We start from the raw sequence: 15,904 nt of genomic DNA, 5'->3' as shown, positions 1-15,904 counted from the left end.
AGGAGGCAGACCCATGCGGTCACCCTCGTCTTCCGTCCTGCCCGCACGCGGGCTCAGAGCAGCCGTCGTCCTCGCCCTCACCGCGGGCCTCGCGACGGCCGTCCCGGCCACCGCGCACGCCGACACCGCGCCCGTCCTGGCCGCCAAGCCCTACATGGGCTGGTCCAGTTGGAGCATGCAGTCGTCCAAGTACCCGGGCCTCAACCCGGACGGCGACTACAGCTACCTGACCGAGGCGAACGTCCTCGAGCAGGCCGACGCCCTCGCCGCCAAGCTCAAGCCGTACGGCTACAGCTACGTCAACATCGACTCCGGCTGGTGGCGGGACAAGAGCTGGAAACCCGAGTTCGACGCCTACGCACGCCAGCAGGCCGACCCGGTCCGCTTCCCGCACGGCATGAAGGCGGTCGCCGACCACATCCACGGGCTCGGCCTCAAGGCCGGCATCTACCTGCCCGTCGGCCTGGAGAAGGAGGCGTACGGCGACGGCAAGGTGCCGGTCTGGCACGCCGACGGCTGCACCACCGCCGACATCGTCTACGGCGACCTGCGCACCACCAACGGCTGGGACAGCGCCTACAAGCTCGACTTCGACAAGCCGTGCACCCAGAAGTACATAGACTCCCAGGCCCGGTTGCTCGCTTCCTGGGGCTACGACTTCCTCAAGCTCGACGGTGTCGGCCCCGGCTCCTTCAAGAGCGGCGAGAACTACGACAACGTCGCCGACGTCGCCGCCTGGCAGAAGGCGATCGCCGCCACCGGCCGCCCCATCCACCTGGAACTGTCCTGGTCCCTGGACATCGGACACGCCGCCGACTGGAAGAAGTACTCCAACGGCTGGCGCGTCGACACCGACGTCGAGTGCTACTGCAACACCCTCGTCAGCTGGGAGAACTCGGTGGACGACCGGTTCACCGACACCCCCGGCTGGACGAAGCACGCGGGCCCCGGCGGCTGGAACGACCTGGACTCCCTCGACGTCGGCAACGGCGCCATGGACGGCCTGACCAAGGCCGAACGGCAGACCTACGCCACCCTGTGGGCCATCGCCAAGTCCCCGCTCTACACCGGCGACGACCTCACGAAGCTCGACGACTACGGCGTGAAGCTCCTCACCAACCGCGAGGTCATCGCCGTCGACCAGGGCGACTCGCCGCCCGCCCGGCCGGTCACCCCCTCCGACCCACAGCAGGTGTGGGACGCGAAGAACCCCGACGGCACCTACACCGTCGCCCTGTTCAACCTCGCCGACGCCCCCGCCGCCGTCACCGCCGACTTCTCCTCCCTCGGCTTCACCGGCAAGGCGTCGGTCCGCGACCTGTGGAACCACGAGAACCTCGGCCTGTACAAGAACAAGATCACCGAGGCCCTGCCGGCCCATGGCTCCCGGCTGTTCACCGTCACTCCGCACGGCAGCGCCCTCACCACCACCGGCTACGAGGCCGAGGCAGGCGCCAATTCCCTCGGCGGCCGGGCCTCCGTCTCCGACTGCTCCGCCTGCTCCGGCGGCAAGAAGGTCGGCGACCTCTACGTCGGCGGCAGCCTCCGCTTCAACAACGTGGTCGTGGACCGGCCCGGCACCTATCTGATCAAGGTGGCCTACGTCAGCGGCGACCCCCGCCCGGTGAACGTCTCCGCCGGCTCCGGCGCCGCCACCCGCCACAGCTTCCCCTCCACCGGTGACTGGGGGACCGTCGAGACGGTCAGCGTCCCCGTCACCCTCAAGGCCGGCAGCAACACCGTCACCTTCGACAGCGGTTCGGACTACGCCCCGGACATCGACCGCATCGAGGTCCCCGCGTCCCCGCGCTGACGCTCTGCCGGGAACGCCGCAAGGGAACCGCGGGTCCGTCGTGGCCGCTCGCGCTCACGCGGCGGATCCGCATACCGATACAGCCCCGCGCCCCTTCAGGGCGCCGCCGCATCGCCCCCTTCACCGAAGTTCGGAGCCCGCCGTGATACCCACCCCGCCCAGCAGACGCGGCTTCCTCGCGCTCGCCGCGGCCACCGGAGCCCTCGCCTCACTGCCCTCCTTCACCGCCACCGCCGCCCCGCGACGGCCCACCGCGGTGCCCTCCGCCGACGCCCGCCACCAGCTGTGGTGGCGGGCCCCCGCCGACGAGCACTCACTGATCGAGCAGGGCCTGCCCGTCGGCAACGGCCGCCTCGGCGCCCTCGCCACCAACGACCCCGGCCGGGAACTGCTCCTCGTCACCGACGTCACGATGTGGACCGGCGGCCTCAACGACACCCTGGACGCCGACGGCCAGTTCCCCTACGGCCGCGACGACTTCGGCTCCCTCACCCTGCTCGCCCGGCTCACCGTCGACATCCCCGACCACGACCTGTCCGCCGTCTCCGGCTACCGCCGCACCCTCGACCTCGCCCAGGGCGTGGTGACCACCTCCTACGTCCGCTCCGGCGTCACCTACCGGCGGCAGCTCTTCGCCAGCCACCCCGACGACGTCATCGTGCTGCACTTCAGCCAGAGCGGCGGCGGCCGGTACACCGGCACGATCACGCTCGACGGCACCCACGGCGAGACCGGCACGGCGGACTCCTTCGCCGGTGCCTTCCCCGGCGGCCTGCGCTACGGCGCCGCGATCGCCGCGCACGGCAGCGGCGGCACCGTCCGCACGACCGGCGGGCACCTGGAGTTCAGCGGCTGCCGCGAACTGACCGTCGTGCTCAGCGGCGGCACCGACTACGCCCCCGACGCCGCCACCCACTACCGCGACCCCGACCTGGACCCCCGGGCGCTGGCCCGCACCAAGGTCCGTACCGCCGCCCGGCACTCCGCCGACACCCTGCTGCGCACACACGTCGCCGACCACCGCGCCCTGTTCGACCGGTTCGGCCTCTCCCTCGGCACCTCCTCCGCCCAGCAGCGCTCCCTGGACACCTGGGAGCGCATCCAGGCCCGCGCCCGCGACGGCGAACCCGACCCGGAACTGGAGGCCGCATACGTCCAGTTCGGCCGGTACCTGATGATCGGCGGTTCCCGGGACAGCCTGCCGCTCGGCCTCCAGGGGCCCTGGCTCGACGGCAACGACCCGGACTGGATGGGCGACTACCACACCGACATCAATCTCCAGATGAACTACTGGATGGCGGACCGGGTGGGCCTGTCATCCTGCTTCGACGCGTTCACCGACTACTGCGTGGCCCAGCTCCCCTCCTGGACCGACCTCACCCGAAGGCTCTTCAACGACCCCCGCAACCGCTACCGCAACTCCAGCGGCAAGAACGCCGGCTGGACCCTGGCCATCTCCACCAACCCCTTCGGCGGCGGAGGCTGGTGGTGGCATCCGGCCGGCAACGCCTGGCTGTGCAACTCCCTGTTCGAGCACTACGAGTACACCAACTCGCGCGCCCACCTGGAGAAGATCTACCCGCTGCTCAAGGGCGCCTGTGAGTTCTGGGAGGCCCGGCTGCTCACCACCACGCTGCCCGACAGCGGCCGCGAGGTCCTGATCGCCGACAGCGACTGGTCGCCCGAGCAGGGCCCGCTCGACGCCAAGGGCATCACCTACGCCCAGGAACTGGTCTGGGCCCTCTTCGGCAACTACCGCACCGCGGCACGTGAGCTGGGCCGGGACACCGGGTACGCGCGGACCGTCGGCGCCCTGCGCGACAAGCTGTACCTGCCCGTCGTGAGCCCCAGGACCGGCCGGCTGGAGGAGTGGATGTCCCCGGACGACCTCGGCGAGACCACCCACCGGCATCTCTCCCCGCTCGTCGGCCTCTTCCCCGGCGACCGCATCCGCCCCGACGGCTCCACCCCCGCCGACATCGTCACCGGCGCCACCGCCCTGCTCACCGCGCGCGGCATGAACAGCTTCGGCTGGGCCAACGCCTGGCGCGCCCTGTGCTGGGCCCGGCTGAAGAACGCCGACAAGGCCTACCAGCTCGTCGTCACCAACCTGCGCCCCTCCACGGGCGGGGGCAACGGCACCGCGCCCAACCTCTTCGACATCTACGAGGTCGAGCGGGGCCGGGGCATCTTCCAGATCGACGCCAACTTCGGCACCCCGGCCGCCGTCGCCGAGATGCTGCTCCACTCCCGCCCCGGCCACCTGGAACTGCTGCCGGCCCTGCCGGACGCCTGGGCCGCCGCCGGTGCGCTGACCGGAGCGGGCGCCCGCGGCGGCTTCCTCGTCGACCTGGAGTGGCGGGACGGGAAACCCACCGAGGTACGGATTCGCAGCATCGGCGGCACCACGACCTCCGTGGGACACGCGGGAACGTTCCGCACGGTCCGCGTCCGGCCCGGCGAGACCGTCACGCTCCGGGACTTCGCCCGGTGAGCGCCCGGTTCGGACGCTGCCGGCGCGTCCTCGCCGTCCTGCTCACCGCCGCGGCCTGCCAGTCGGTGCCCGCCGCCCGGGCCGCCACGCTCCCCGAGTCCGCCACCCGGGCCACCGGCGTGGTCACCTGGGCGGCGAGCGCCGACCGCATGGGCGAGGGCACGGCCGGCCAGGGCTACCGGCTCGTCGTCCACACCAGCGTCGGCGGCAGCGGCCTCCGCGTCCGCTTCACCAACGCCTTCGGTGACCGGCCGCTGACCCTGGACGGCGTCCACGCCGGCGTGCGCGCCGAGGGCGCCGCCCTGCGGCCGGGCAGCAACCGGCCGCTCACCTTCGGCGGCGCCCGAGAGGTCACCGTCCCGGCCGGAGCCGTCGCCTGGAGCGACCCGCTGCCCGGCAGGATCGCGGCCGGCACCGATCTGGTCGTCAGCCTGCGCACCCCGGACGCGGCTGGCCCGGCCACCGGTCACGGGATGGCGATGCAGACGTCGTACATCGGCCAGGGCGAGCACACGGCCGAGGAGAGCGCCGCGAACTGGACGCGGACCACCGGGTCCTGGTGGTACATCGACTCCGTCGCCGTACAGCCCTCCCGGGCGGCCGGCGGTGCCGTGGTCGCGCTCGGCGACTCCATCACCGACGGCTGGCAGTCCACCACCGACCTGAACCGCCGCTGGCCCGACTACCTCGCCCGCCGCCTGAACGCGTCCGGCGCGCCCGTCCAGGGCGTCGCCAACGAGGGCGTCTCGGGCAACAGGGTCCTCGCGGACGGCGCCGGACAGGCCGCCCTGCACCGGCTGGACCGGGACGTCCTGTCCCAGCCCGGGGTGCGCACGGTCTTCCTGTTCGAGGGCGTGAACGACATCAAGGCCCACACCGGCGTCACCGCGGCCGATCTGATCGCCGGCTACCGGGAGATCGCCCGGCGGGCGCACGCGGCCGGCACGTGCGTCGTCGCCGCCACCGTCGGACCGTTCAAGGGCTGGTCCGAATGGGACCCGGCCGCGGAAGCCGTACGACAGGAGGTGAACCGGTTCCTGCGCGGCAGCGACGACGTCGACGCCGTCACCGACTTCGACCGCGTGCTGCGCAGCCCGTACGACCCCGAGCGCATGCTGCCGTTCCTCGACGGCGGCGACCACCTCCACCCCAACGACAAGGGCATGCAGGCCATGGCCGACGCCGTCGACCTGGACAGCCTCGACTGCGCCCGCTGAGGGCCGAGCCCGGGGAACGCGACGGCCGGGCCGGGGCGACCCCGGCCCGGCCGCTCGTTCCTCAGCGCAGCGTCCGCGCCCAGTCCGCCGGCACCCGGCCCGCCGGGCCCGGCACCGGCTGGTCGGCGGGATGGCAGTCCGGGGGAGCGAGTTCGGGCCCGGAGCCGTACAGCTGGTCGGTTTCGAAGTTCCAGAACCAGTCCTCGCCCGGCTCGAAGCTCTGGATGAGCGGATGCCCCGTCTCGCGGTAGTGGGCGGTGGCGTGCTTCGAGGGGGAGTCGTCACAGCAGCCGATGTGGCCGCACTGCGCGCACCGGCGGAGGTGGAACCACCAGCCGCCCGCCTCCTCGCAGTCCACACAGCCCGTGCCGCTGGGCGGGACGCTGGGGTCGATTCCGTCGATGTCGTTCATACCGGCTCCTCGTCGGGCGTCTCGGCGGTCAGGGGGAGCAGCACCTGGAAGCGGGTGTCGCCGGGTACCGACTCGACCCGCAGGGCGCCGTGGTGCTTGTTGACGACGATCCGCCAGGAGATGTCCAGGCCGAGCCCGGTGCCCTCGCCCACCGGTTTGGTGGTGAAGAACGGGTCGAAGATCCGGTCCTTGATCTCCGGCGGCACACCGGGGCCGGTGTCCCGGAACTCGACCAGCAGCCGCTCGTTGTGGAGCGCCGTCCGCACGGTCAGCGTGCCCTCGCCGCCCGCGCTGTTCATGGCCGAGACGGCGTTGTCCACCAGGTTGGTCCACACCTGGTTCAGCTCGGCCGGGTAGGCGGGCACCGGCGGGAGCGTGCGGTCGTACTCCTTGACGATCTCGATGCCCGGACCGATCTTCCCGGACAGCATCAGCAGGGTGCTGTCGAGGAGTTCGTGGACGTCCACCACCCGGTACGGCGCCCGGTCCAGCTGCGAGTACTGCTTGGCCGCGTCGACCAGGTGCGAGATGCGGGCGGTGGAGTCCTCGATCTCGTTCATCAACAGCTCGGTCTCGATGGTGTAGTTGAGCCAGCCGACCGCGTTGGGCAGGATCTCCTCGTCCACCGCCGCCGCGACCTGTTCCAGCCAGTCCACGTCGAGCCCGGCCTGCACGAAGGTGGGCGCCAGCTGCCAGCCCTGGTCGACGCCGTGGTCCTCCAGCCAGTCGGTGAGCGTGTCCTCCCGGTCGCTGGCCTCCAGCGGGCTGAGCACCGGAGCCTTCGCCACCCGCTCCGCGGTGCGCTCCTGGATCTCGATCAGGCTCGCCAGCACATCGCGGGAGAAGGGGCCCTCGGCGATCAGGGCGAGCTTGTGCCGCATCTTCGCGACGCGCTCCCGCAGGGTCGCGGTGGCCCGGACCGCCGCCGCGGCGGGGTTGTTCAGCTCGTGCGTCAGCCCCGCCGACAACGAGCCCAGCGCCAGCAGGCGCTCCCGCTGCCCGACCATCGCCTGGGTGTTCTTCGTCCCGAAGAACAGGCCCTCCAGCAGGTGCACGGCCATCGGGAACCACTCGCGCACGACGTCCGCGAAGAGGTCCGCCGGCAGCACGAAGAACCGCGTCGGCTCGGTGACCCGCATGGAGTTGTTGTAGACCTGCCGCACCCGGTCGCCGAGGTACGCCTGCATCGCGCCCCCGTACACCCCGGGCTGCGAGGTCCGGGTGACCTCCACGTCGTCACGGCCGACCCGCCGGGACAGCACGGCCGTGCCCTCGATCATCACGAAGAAGCAGGTGGCCGGGTCGCCCTCGGTGTAGACCGGGCCGGGCTGGAACAGCTCGACCCGGCCCTGGGCGCAGAGCCGGCCCAACTGCTCGGAGGTCAGTTTCTCGAAGAGGAACAGCGAGCCGATCTCCTGCGGGCTGCACGCCACGATCTGCCCGCTCACGACTGCTCCAGGTACCGGTGGACGAGCATCACGGCCATGGCTCCCTCTCCGACGGCGGACGCGACACGCTTGGCGGACTCGGCGCGCGCGTCACCCGCCACGAACACCCCGGGGATGCTGGTCTCCAGGTGGTACGGCGACCGGTCCAGCTCCCAGCCGCCCGGCGGCCGTCCGTCGGCGGTCAGGTCGGGCCCGGCCAGGATGAACCCGCGCTCGTCGCGCAGCACGGTGTCACCCAGCCAGTCGGTCAGCGGGGCGGCGCCGATGAACACGAACATCCACTGCGCGTCGACCCGTTCCCTCTCCCCGGTCACCGTGTGCCGCAGCGTCAGCTGCTCCAGGTGCTCGGAGCCGTGCGCCTCCTCGACGACCGTGCGGCAGCGCACCGATATGTTCGGGGCCTCGTTGATCTGCTGGATCAGATAGTGCGACATGGACGCCGACAGGTCCGGGCCGCGCACCAGCAGCGTCACCGACTTCGCGCCCCGCGACAGGTACATCGCCGCCTGGCCCGCCGAGTTGGCGCCGCCGACGATGTACACGTCCTGGCCCTGGCAGGAGGCGGCCTCGGTCAGGGCCGAGCCGTAGAACACCCCGCAGCCGGTCAGGTCGGTACAGCCCGCGGCCTCCAGCTGCCGGTACTGCACCCCGGTCGCGAGGATCACGCTGTGCGCGGCGATCGCGGAGCCGTCCGCGAACCGTACGACCCGTGCGGCGCCGTTGACCTCGAGGCCCGTCACCTCGCGGGTGGTCAGGATCTCGGCGCCGAACTTGGCCGCCTGCCGCCGGGCCCGGTCGGTGAGCTGGGCGCCGGAGACCCCGTCGGGGAAGCCGAGGTAGTTCTCGATCCGGGAACTCTGCCCGGCCTGACCGCCGGTCGCCGAGCGCTCCACCAGCACGGTCCGCAGGCCTTCGGAGGCCCCGTACACGGCCGCGCCGAGCCCGGCCGGGCCGCCGCCGATCACGACGAGGTCGTAGAAGTCGGCCGTCGGCGTCGTCGCCAGGCCAACCTGCGCGGCCAGCTCGGGCGCCTCGGGCTCGACCAGGACCGTGCAGTCCGGGGTGATCACCAGCGGCAGCCGCTGCCCGTCCTGCCCGGCCGCCGCCAGCAGCCGCTGCCCCTCCGGCTCCTCCACCGAGTACCAGCGGTACGGCACCTGGTTGCGGGCCAGGAACTCCCGCACGTCCGAGGAGCGCGCCGACCAGCGGTGCCCGACGACCTTGGTGCTCGGCACCGGCTTGTAGGCGCTGTTGCGCCACGCGTCCAGCAGATCGTCCAGGACCGGGTAGAGCTTCTCCTCCGGCGGATCCCAGGGCTTGAGCAGATAGTGGTCCAGGTCGACCACGTTGATCGCGTCGATCGCCGCGTTGGTGTCCGCGTACGCGGTCAGCAGCACCCGGCGCGCCCCCGGATACACGTCGAGGGCCTGTTCCAGGAACTCGATGCCGTTCATCTGCGGCATGCGGTAGTCGGCCAGGATCACCGCGACCAGGTCGCCGCGCAGCTTCAGCTCGCGCAGGGCGTCCAGCGCGGACTCGCCGGACTCCGCGCGCACGATCCGGTACGACTCGCCGTAGCGCCGTCTGAGATCGCGGGCGACGGCACGGGAGACCCCCGGGTCGTCGTCCACGGTCAGGATGACGGTCCGCGCGGTGTCGGCGGCCTGTGCCATACGTCTCCCACCCGAGTGCCGGATCCCCCCGGTCGGTGTCGTGCGGACCACCGCACCGGTTCCAGGCCATCGTATGTTCGGTTCACCGGGTTCCGCTTGTCCGACGGAGACCAGCACTTGCCTCACAGCGCCCGTCGAGCGCGCCCGCTGCCCGGGGAACCGGTGCGACGGCTCGTGGGAGAGATCATCATGACGGTGCGCGCCGGTGCCCGACAGCGGGTACCGGGACCATGAGCACGCGACGACGAGGAGGCCCACGGATGACACGCCCGATCACGGCAGGGGTGGACGGTACGGCGGAAAGTCTGGCCGCGCTCGACTGGGCGGCCCGGGAGGCCGTACGCCGGGGGCTGCCGCTGCGGGTCGTCCATGCCTGGCGGTACGCCGAGGCGCTCGCCACCGCCGACCGGGACACCCAGCGCGGGTGGGTGTCGGAGGGCGTCACGGAGGCCGTGCGTACCGTCTCCGAGCGGCATCCGGAGCTGACGGTGACCACCGACGTGGTGGAGGGCGCGGCCGCGCACGCGCTGGCCGGCGCGGCGGCCGAGGCCGAGATGCTGGTGCTCGGTTCGCGCGGCCACGGCCCCGTCGTCGGGTTCCTGCTCGGCTCCGTCGGTCAGCAGGTGATCGCGGAGGCCACCCGGCCCGTGGTCCTGGTGCGCGCCGAGGACCAGCCCGCGGCGGAGGCGGCCGGCCGGGACATCGTGGTCGGCCAGCAGGGCGGCCCCGAGGACAGTGAGGCGGCGCTGCGGTTCGCGTTCGAGACGGCGGCCGCCCGTGGCGCGGCCGTCCGCGCGGTCCGGGCCTGGACCCTGCCGCCGGTCTTCGCCTACAGCCCCGGTTCGCTCAAGCTGCTGGACGAAGCGGGCGGTCTCGAACCGTACGAGAAGCAGGCGCTGGCCGAGGCCGTCCAGCCGTGGCGGGAGCGGTTCCCCGAGGTGCCCGTGGCCGAGCACGTGGAGATGGGCAGCGCCGGCCAGGTGCTGCTGTCGATGGCCGGCCGGGCCCAGCTGATGGTCGTCGGGCGCCGGGCACACCGTACGGCCGTCGGCGCCCGGATCGGCTCGGTCGCGCACGGGGTGCTGCACCATGCCGACTGCCCGGTGGCCGTGGTCCCGCACGAGTGACCTACTCCGGGCCGGCCGCCTCCAGGCCGGCCCGGGCCTTGGGCAGGACGTTGTCGATGTAGTCCTTCACGGCGGTGTCGAGGCCTATGTCGTGCTGCGCGCGCTCGGACAGGTACCAGCGGTGTTCGAGGAGTTCGTGGTAGATCTCGGCCGGGTCCATGGAGCCGCGCAGCTCCGGCGGCACCGCCCGCACGGTCGGCCGGAACACGTCCCGCACCCAGCGGTGGGCGAGTACCTCCGGGCGGGCGGCCAGGGGATCGCCGGGCGCGTAGTCGTCCTGGGTGGCCATCCAGCTCTCCAGGTCGTTCAGCAGCCGCCGCGCCTGGTTCTCCTCGGCGTCCAGGCCGGTCAGCCGGAGCAGCTGCCGCTGGTGGTGGCCGGCGTCGACCACCTTCGGCACGAAGGTGACGGTGTCGCCGTTGGACGAGTGCTCGATCTGCATCTCGGCGACGTCGAAACCGAGGTCGTTCAGGCGGCGGATGCGGCGCTCGATGTAGTGGTACTTGCCGGCCGGATACACCGAGGTGCGGGTCAGCTCCTGCCACAGCCCCTGATAGCGGGTGCAGATCTCGTGGCCGAACTCGACCGGGTCGACGGACGGGTGCAGCGCCCCGGACGCCTCCAGGTCCAGCAGCTCGCCGCTGATGTTCACGCGGGCCAGGTCCAGGTCGTACTCCCGCTGCCCGGGGCTGAGCCGGGGGTGCAGGTCGCCGGTCTCGGCGTCGACCAGATAGGCCGCGTAGGCGCCCGCGTCCCGCCGGAAGAGGGTGTTGGACAGCGAGCAGTCGCCCCAGGCGAACCCGGCCAGGTGGAGGCGGACCAGCAGCACGGCGAGGGCGTCCATGAGCCGGTGCATGGTCGCCGGGCGCATGGTCGTCTCGAACATCGACCGGTACGGCATCGAGCCGCGCAGATGCCGGGTGACGAGCACCGGCTCCAGCGGGGCGCCGGAGGGGTCGGTGCGGCCGGTGACCACGGCGAGGGGGTCGACGGCGGGGATGCCGAGCCGGTCCAGGTCGCGCAGCAGCTCGTACTCGCGCAGCGCGGGCCGCTCGGCCAGCTCCTTGACGGCGATCACCTCGTCGCCGGCGTGCGCGTAGCGCACCACGTGCCGGGAGATGCCGCGTGGGAGCGGCACGAGGTACTCCTCGGGCCACTCCTCCAGCGGGGTGTCCCACGGCAGGGCGAGCAGGAGCGCGGGGTGCTCCGGGTTCGTGGCGCTGATCTGCAAGGCCATGGCACGAACCCTAAGGCCTCGCGCGCCTGTTCGAGGAGGCCGGTCCGCCAGGAGGCTCGCAAGCTCGGTCCGCCAGGCGCCCCGGCCCTCCTACGAGGCCCGTTCCCGGGCCTGCTCGGCCGCGGCCCGCACCGAGCCGTGGTGGACCGGTCCGTGGCCGGGCAGCAGCGTGTCGCCGTCGAGCGCGCCGACCACGTCCAGGGAGGCCAGCGTCCGGGCGCGGTCGTGGTGGAAGAAGTCGGGCAGCAGCTGCGGGCCCTTGACCCGGGAGGTGGCGTGCCCGCTGACCAGGGCGTCTCCGGAGATCACGATGCCTGCGTCGGGCAGGTGGTAGACGCAGTGGCCGTCCGTGTGACCGGGGGTGTGCACGGGGACCGGGCGCCCCGGCAGGTCGAGCGCTCCCTCGGCGGGGAACGGCTCGGGTGCCGTGACGGGGTGCTGCTCGGTGCCGCCGACGCGGATCACGTGCACGGCCCAGGGCAGCACACCGGGCCGCCAGGCGTTGCGGACCACGTCGGCGATGCTCGCCTGCTGGAGGAACTCCCGCCGGGCGTGCGGGACTTCTGCCGGGTGGAGATAGACCGGGGTGCCGTGGGCGGCACGCAGGTACTCGGCTGAGCCCAGATGGTCGTTGTGCGCGTGGGTGATCAGGACGGCGGCGACCGCGTCCGGTGAACTGCCCACCGCCGCGAGGGACTCCAGCACTCCCGGCCGGTCCCCGGGATACCCGGTGTCCACCAGTGTGACGGCGTCGCCGTCCTTGAGGATCACCCAGTTGGTGTTGTGGCCGTGCACCAGAAAGGTGCCGTCGGCGACTTGTCTTACCTCTGCCCGCATGATCTCTCCGAGCCCTCAGCGGCGGATCGTCGAGGACAGCCAACCAGATGGGGGATCACCCCACGCAGGCGGCCCGGCCGTCAGTGCACGCCCCGCGGACGGAACTGGATGCTGATGCGCGGTCCGGTGGCCCGGCTGGTCTTGGGGACGCAGTGCTCCCAGGTGCGCTGGCAGGAGCCGCCCATCACGATGAGGTCACCGTGGCCGAGCGGGCGCCGGACCGCCGTACCGCCCCCGCCGGCCGGCCGCAGCAGCAGGTCGCGGGGCTCACCGACGGAGAGGATCGCGACCATCGTGTCCTCGCGGGAGCCCCGGCCGATCCGGTCGCCGTGCCAGGCGACACTGTCACGGCCGTCTCGGTAGTAGCACAGCCCGGCGGTGGTGAACGGCTCGCCCAGTTCGTCCGCGTAGTGCCGGGACAGGGCGGTGCGGGCCTCGTCGAGGACCGGATGGGGCAGCGGGTCCTCGGCCTGGTAGAAGGCGAGCAGGCGGGGCACGGCCACCACGTTGTCGTACATCTTGCGGTGCTCGGCGCGCCACGGGACCTCGGCCGCCAGGTGTTCGAACAGGTCGTCGGCGCCGCTCAGCCAGCCCGGCAGTACGTCGATCCAGGCGCCCGCGCCCAGCTCGGTCCGGCGCAGCCCGTCGAGCGGGCCGAGCCGCAGCTCGTCGGTCTGGTCGAACAGGGAGCCCTGGAGGTGCGTGGACATGGGACCAGCGTACTCCTTAATCGAAAATGCGTTCCATTCGATCAATGGGTCCAGAGGGTTTCGATACATCGGTGTATCCGATACATTCGCGTATCCGACCGGAGGAGGCAGCCATGGAGACGGCCAAACGCGTCACCCGGCGCCGGGTCCGCACCCGCGCCCGGCTGCTCGACGCCGCGTTCGCGGTGTTCGCGGCCAAGGGCTTCGGGCGCGTCTCCATCGAGGAGGTCTGCGAGGCGGCCGGATTCAGCCGGGGCGCCTTCTACTCGAACTTCGCCACCCTGGACGAGCTGTTCTTCGCCCTCTACCAGGAACGCGCCGACGTCATCGCCGCCCAGGTGGCCGACGCGCTCGCCCAGGACGGGCCCGACCTGGACGTGCCCGCCTCCGTGGACCGGGTCACCGAGGTACTGCTGCTCGACGTCGACTGGCTGCTGGTGAAGACCGACTTCCTGGTGCACGCCGCCCGGGACCCGGCCGTCGCCCGGGCCCTCCTCGACCACCGCGCCCGGCTCCGGCGGGCCATCGCCGACCGGCTCTCCCGGGCCCGGGGCCACACCGCACTGCCCGCCGTGCTCGGCGACGTCGACGGCGCCGCGCACGCCGTGGTCGCCGCGTACGACGGGGTCACCACCCAACTGCTGCTGGACCGGGACGTCGAGGCCGCCCGTGCCTGGCTGGGGCAGCTGCTCACCGCGCTGCTCACGGACGGCAGCCGCACCCCCGCCACATGAGCACGGCCGGAACGGCACCGTCGTACGAGCGCTGCCGCACGCGCGCCGGCACGGACCGGCACCGAGCACCGTCAGGAAGGACACAGTCGTCATGGACGCGGACGTCATCGTCGTCGGAGCGGGTCTCGCCGGCCTGGTCGCGGCACATGAACTCACCAGTCAGGGCCGCCGGGTGGCCCTGGTCGACCAGGAGAACGCCGCCAACCTCGGCGGCCAGGCGTTCTGGTCCTTCGGCGGGCTCTTCCTCGTCGACTCGCCCGAGCAGCGCCGCCTCGGCATCAAGGACTCCTTCGCCCTCGCCTGGAGCGACTGGCAGGGCAGCGCGCAGTTCGACCGGCTCGCCGACGAGGACTCCTGGGCGCTGCGCTGGGCCCGCGCCTACGTCGAGTTCGCGGCCGGCGAGAAGCGGTCCTGGCTCCAGGGACACGGCATCGAGCTGCTGCCCACGGTCGGCTGGGCCGAGCGCGGCGACCTGCGGGCGGACGGGCACGGCAACTCGGTGCCCCGCTTCCACATCGCCTGGGGCACCGGCACCGGCGTGGTCGAGCCGTTCGTGCGCTACGCCCGGCAGGCCGCCCGGGACGGACTGCTGACCTTCCACCACCGCCACCGGGTGGACGAGCTGGTCATCGAGGGCGGCACGGCACGCGGCGTGCGCGGCACCGTCCTCGCCCCCGACGACTCCCCGCGCGGCGTCGCCTCCAGCCGCGACCGCGCCGGCGATTTCGAACTCACCGCGCAGGCCGTGGTCGTCACCACCGGCGGCATCGGCGCCGACCACGACATCGTCCGCCGCCACTGGCCCGAGCGGCTCGGCACACCCCCCGCCGAGATGGTCACCGGCGTCCCCGCCTACGTCGACGGCCGCATGCTCGACATCAGCGCCGAGGCAGGCGTACGGCTCGTCAACCGCGACCGCATGTGGCACTACACCGAGGGCCTGCGGAACTGGGACCCGATATGGCCCGGCCACGGCATCCGCATCCTGCCCGGCCCGTCCTCGGTCTGGCTCGACGCCCTCGGCCGCCGGCTGCCCGACCCCTGCCTGCCCGGCTACGACACCCTCAGCACCCTCAGGTACCTGCGCACCACCGAGGACATCGCCGGGTACGACCACTCCTGGTTCATCCTCACCCGGAAGATCATCGAGAAGGAGTTCGCGCTCTCCGGCTCCGAGCAGAACCCGGACATCACCGCCAAGGACCGCAAGGCCGTGCTGCGCGACCGGCTGCTCGGCAAGGGCGCCCCCGCACCGGTGCGGGCCTTCCTCGACCACGGCGCCGACTTCGTCACCGCCGGGAACCTGGAGCGGCTGGTCGAGAAGATGAACGGCCTGACCGGGAAGCCGCTGCTGGACGCGGCCGAGGTGCGCCGCCAGATCGAGGCCCGCGACCTCCAGATCGCCAACCCCTACAGCAAGGACGCCCAGGTCCAGGGCATCCGCAACGCCCGCCGCTACATCGGCGACCGGCTCGGCCGGGTCGCCACCCCGCACCGCCTCCTCGACCCGGCCGCGGGCCCCCTCATCGGGGTCCGGATGCACGTGCTGACCCGCAAGACCCTCGGCGGCATCCAGACCGACCTGGACTCCCGTGCGCTCGGCACCGACGGCACCCCGATCGAGGGGCTGTACGCGGCCGGCGAGGTCGCCGGGTTCGGCGGTGGCGGTGTCCACGGCTACAACGCCCTGGAGGGCACCTTCCTCGGCGGCTGTCTGTTCTCGGGCCGCGCGGCGGGCCGGCACGCGGCCCGGCACACCGGCTGACCTCAGCCCTTCACCAGCTCCGCGAGGACGTGCGCGTGGCTCTCCTCGGTCTTCTTGGAGGCCGTGAGGAGGGTCACCCTGCCCTTGCGTGCCGACTCCCTGAGGCGGTCCAGCAGTTCGGCCGCCCGGGGGGCCTCCAGCTCCTGCTCGTACCGGCTCCGGAACTCCTCGTAGGAGCCCCCGCCGTGATACCACGTGCGCAGTTCGCTCGACGGGGTCAGTTCCTTCGGCCATTCGTCGATCTGTGCCGCGTCCTTGGCGAGACCACGCGGCCACAGCCGGTCGACCAGCACGCGCAGGCCGTCGTCGGGCTCGGGCGGTTCGTAGATCCGGCGCACACGCACGCTCACGGTCGGGGCCCCTCTCGGGTCGTGGACGGTTGTGCGAGCGTACTGCGCCGCGCCCCGCCCGCCCGGCGGCGACGCGGCACGACGTGA

The 15,904-nt window shown here is 72.4% G+C and carries 13 protein-coding genes; 6 read left to right on the top strand and 7 right to left on the bottom strand.

Annotation, left to right across the window (positions count from 1 at the left end; translation table 11 throughout):
* Window positions 1-13 precede the first annotated feature (13 nt).
* From ACZ4WH_RS21620 to ACZ4WH_RS21610, 3 genes are all read left to right on the top strand, one after another.
* Window positions 14-1,813, top strand: a complete 1,800-nt coding sequence (locus tag ACZ4WH_RS21620; protein ID WP_468182765.1) for an alpha-galactosidase D — start codon at window positions 14-16, stop codon at window positions 1,811-1,813.
* Window positions 1,814-1,955: 142 nt separating this feature from the next.
* Window positions 1,956-4,307 (top strand): glycosyl hydrolase family 95 catalytic domain-containing protein, encoded by a 2,352-nt coding sequence (locus tag ACZ4WH_RS21615; RefSeq protein WP_468182762.1) that lies wholly within the window; start codon window positions 1,956-1,958, stop codon window positions 4,305-4,307.
* A complete protein-coding gene (locus ACZ4WH_RS21610) occupies window positions 4,304-5,524 on the top strand; it encodes an SGNH/GDSL hydrolase family protein (protein ID WP_468182760.1) in 1,221 nt (406 codons plus the stop codon). Before ACZ4WH_RS21615 ends, ACZ4WH_RS21610 begins: the two co-directional genes overlap by 4 nt.
* Before the next feature lie 61 nt (window positions 5,525-5,585).
* On the opposite strand, the gene ACZ4WH_RS21605 is transcribed toward ACZ4WH_RS21610, so the two are convergent.
* From ACZ4WH_RS21605 to ACZ4WH_RS21595, 3 genes are read right to left on the bottom strand one after another with little or no spacing between them, the layout of a single operon-like run.
* A complete protein-coding gene (locus tag ACZ4WH_RS21605; RefSeq protein WP_468182758.1) occupies window positions 5,586-5,936 on the bottom strand; it encodes a UBP-type zinc finger domain-containing protein in 351 nt (116 codons plus the stop codon).
* Complete coding sequence (locus ACZ4WH_RS21600) at window positions 5,933-7,384, bottom strand: ATP-binding protein (protein ID WP_468182756.1); 1,452 nt, start codon at window positions 7,382-7,384, stop codon at window positions 5,933-5,935. The genes ACZ4WH_RS21605 and ACZ4WH_RS21600 overlap by 4 nt, the downstream gene beginning before the upstream one ends.
* Window positions 7,381-9,057 (bottom strand): NAD(P)/FAD-dependent oxidoreductase, encoded by a 1,677-nt coding sequence (locus ACZ4WH_RS21595; protein ID WP_468182754.1) that lies wholly within the window; start codon window positions 9,055-9,057, stop codon window positions 7,381-7,383. The genes ACZ4WH_RS21600 and ACZ4WH_RS21595 overlap by 4 nt, the downstream gene beginning before the upstream one ends.
* A gap of 260 nt (window positions 9,058-9,317) precedes the next feature.
* Between ACZ4WH_RS21595 and ACZ4WH_RS21590 the strand changes: the two genes are divergently transcribed.
* Complete coding sequence (locus ACZ4WH_RS21590) at window positions 9,318-10,184, top strand: universal stress protein (protein ID WP_468182752.1); 867 nt, start codon at window positions 9,318-9,320, stop codon at window positions 10,182-10,184.
* Window position 10,185: 1 nt separating this feature from the next.
* Here the strand turns inward: ACZ4WH_RS21590 and ACZ4WH_RS21585 are convergent, their stop codons facing one another.
* The 3 genes from ACZ4WH_RS21585 to ACZ4WH_RS21575 form a co-directional block, all read right to left on the bottom strand.
* A complete protein-coding gene (locus tag ACZ4WH_RS21585) occupies window positions 10,186-11,421 on the bottom strand; it encodes a DUF4032 domain-containing protein (RefSeq protein ID WP_468182750.1) in 1,236 nt (411 codons plus the stop codon).
* Window positions 11,422-11,511: 90 nt separating this feature from the next.
* Window positions 11,512-12,258, bottom strand: a complete 747-nt coding sequence (locus tag ACZ4WH_RS21580; RefSeq protein WP_468182748.1) for an MBL fold metallo-hydrolase — start codon at window positions 12,256-12,258, stop codon at window positions 11,512-11,514.
* Between the two features lie 80 nt (window positions 12,259-12,338).
* Window positions 12,339-12,968, bottom strand: a complete 630-nt coding sequence (locus ACZ4WH_RS21575; protein ID WP_468182746.1) for an alpha-ketoglutarate-dependent dioxygenase AlkB — start codon at window positions 12,966-12,968, stop codon at window positions 12,339-12,341.
* 113 nt (window positions 12,969-13,081) lie between these two features.
* Here ACZ4WH_RS21575 and ACZ4WH_RS21570 point away from each other — a divergent pair, with 113 nt between their 5' ends.
* Both ACZ4WH_RS21570 and ACZ4WH_RS21565 read left to right on the top strand, forming a co-directional pair.
* A complete protein-coding gene (locus ACZ4WH_RS21570; RefSeq protein WP_468182744.1) occupies window positions 13,082-13,702 on the top strand; it encodes a TetR/AcrR family transcriptional regulator in 621 nt (206 codons plus the stop codon).
* A 91-nt stretch (window positions 13,703-13,793) separates the two neighbouring features.
* The gene (locus tag ACZ4WH_RS21565; protein WP_468182742.1) at window positions 13,794-15,467 is read left to right on the top strand and encodes an FAD-binding dehydrogenase; all 1,674 of its coding nucleotides are present in this window, start codon (window positions 13,794-13,796) and stop codon (window positions 15,465-15,467) included.
* A gap of 2 nt (window positions 15,468-15,469) precedes the next feature.
* On the opposite strand, the gene ACZ4WH_RS21560 is transcribed toward ACZ4WH_RS21565, so the two are convergent.
* Window positions 15,470-15,817, bottom strand: a complete 348-nt coding sequence (locus ACZ4WH_RS21560) for a DUF488 domain-containing protein (protein WP_468182740.1) — start codon at window positions 15,815-15,817, stop codon at window positions 15,470-15,472.
* Window positions 15,818-15,904 lie beyond the last annotated feature (87 nt).

This window comes from Streptomyces sp. NPDC029138, from assembly GCF_055564375.1.
The sequence above is the reverse complement of the archived record's forward strand: the minus strand, read 5'-3'. Positions and strand labels throughout refer to the sequence as shown.

Excerpts from the sequence above, each read along its gene's own strand:
- ACZ4WH_RS21620 (WP_468182765.1), top strand. The coding sequence starts at position 14 with ATGCGGTCACCCTCGTCTTCCGTCCTGCCCGCACGCGGGCTCAGAGCA.
- ACZ4WH_RS21605 (WP_468182758.1), bottom strand. The coding sequence starts at position 5,936 with ATGAACGACATCGACGGAATCGACCCCAGCGTCCCGCCCAGCGGCACG.
- ACZ4WH_RS21595 (WP_468182754.1), bottom strand. The coding sequence starts at position 9,057 with ATGGCACAGGCCGCCGACACCGCGCGGACCGTCATCCTGACCGTGGAC.
- ACZ4WH_RS21590 (WP_468182752.1), top strand. The coding sequence starts at position 9,318 with ATGACACGCCCGATCACGGCAGGGGTGGACGGTACGGCGGAAAGTCTG.
- ACZ4WH_RS21585 (WP_468182750.1), bottom strand. The coding sequence starts at position 11,421 with ATGGCCTTGCAGATCAGCGCCACGAACCCGGAGCACCCCGCGCTCCTG.
- ACZ4WH_RS21580 (WP_468182748.1), bottom strand. The coding sequence starts at position 12,258 with ATGCGGGCAGAGGTAAGACAAGTCGCCGACGGCACCTTTCTGGTGCAC.
- ACZ4WH_RS21575 (WP_468182746.1), bottom strand. The coding sequence starts at position 12,968 with ATGTCCACGCACCTCCAGGGCTCCCTGTTCGACCAGACCGACGAGCTG.
- ACZ4WH_RS21570 (WP_468182744.1), top strand. The coding sequence starts at position 13,082 with ATGGAGACGGCCAAACGCGTCACCCGGCGCCGGGTCCGCACCCGCGCC.
- ACZ4WH_RS21565 (WP_468182742.1), top strand. The coding sequence starts at position 13,794 with ATGGACGCGGACGTCATCGTCGTCGGAGCGGGTCTCGCCGGCCTGGTC.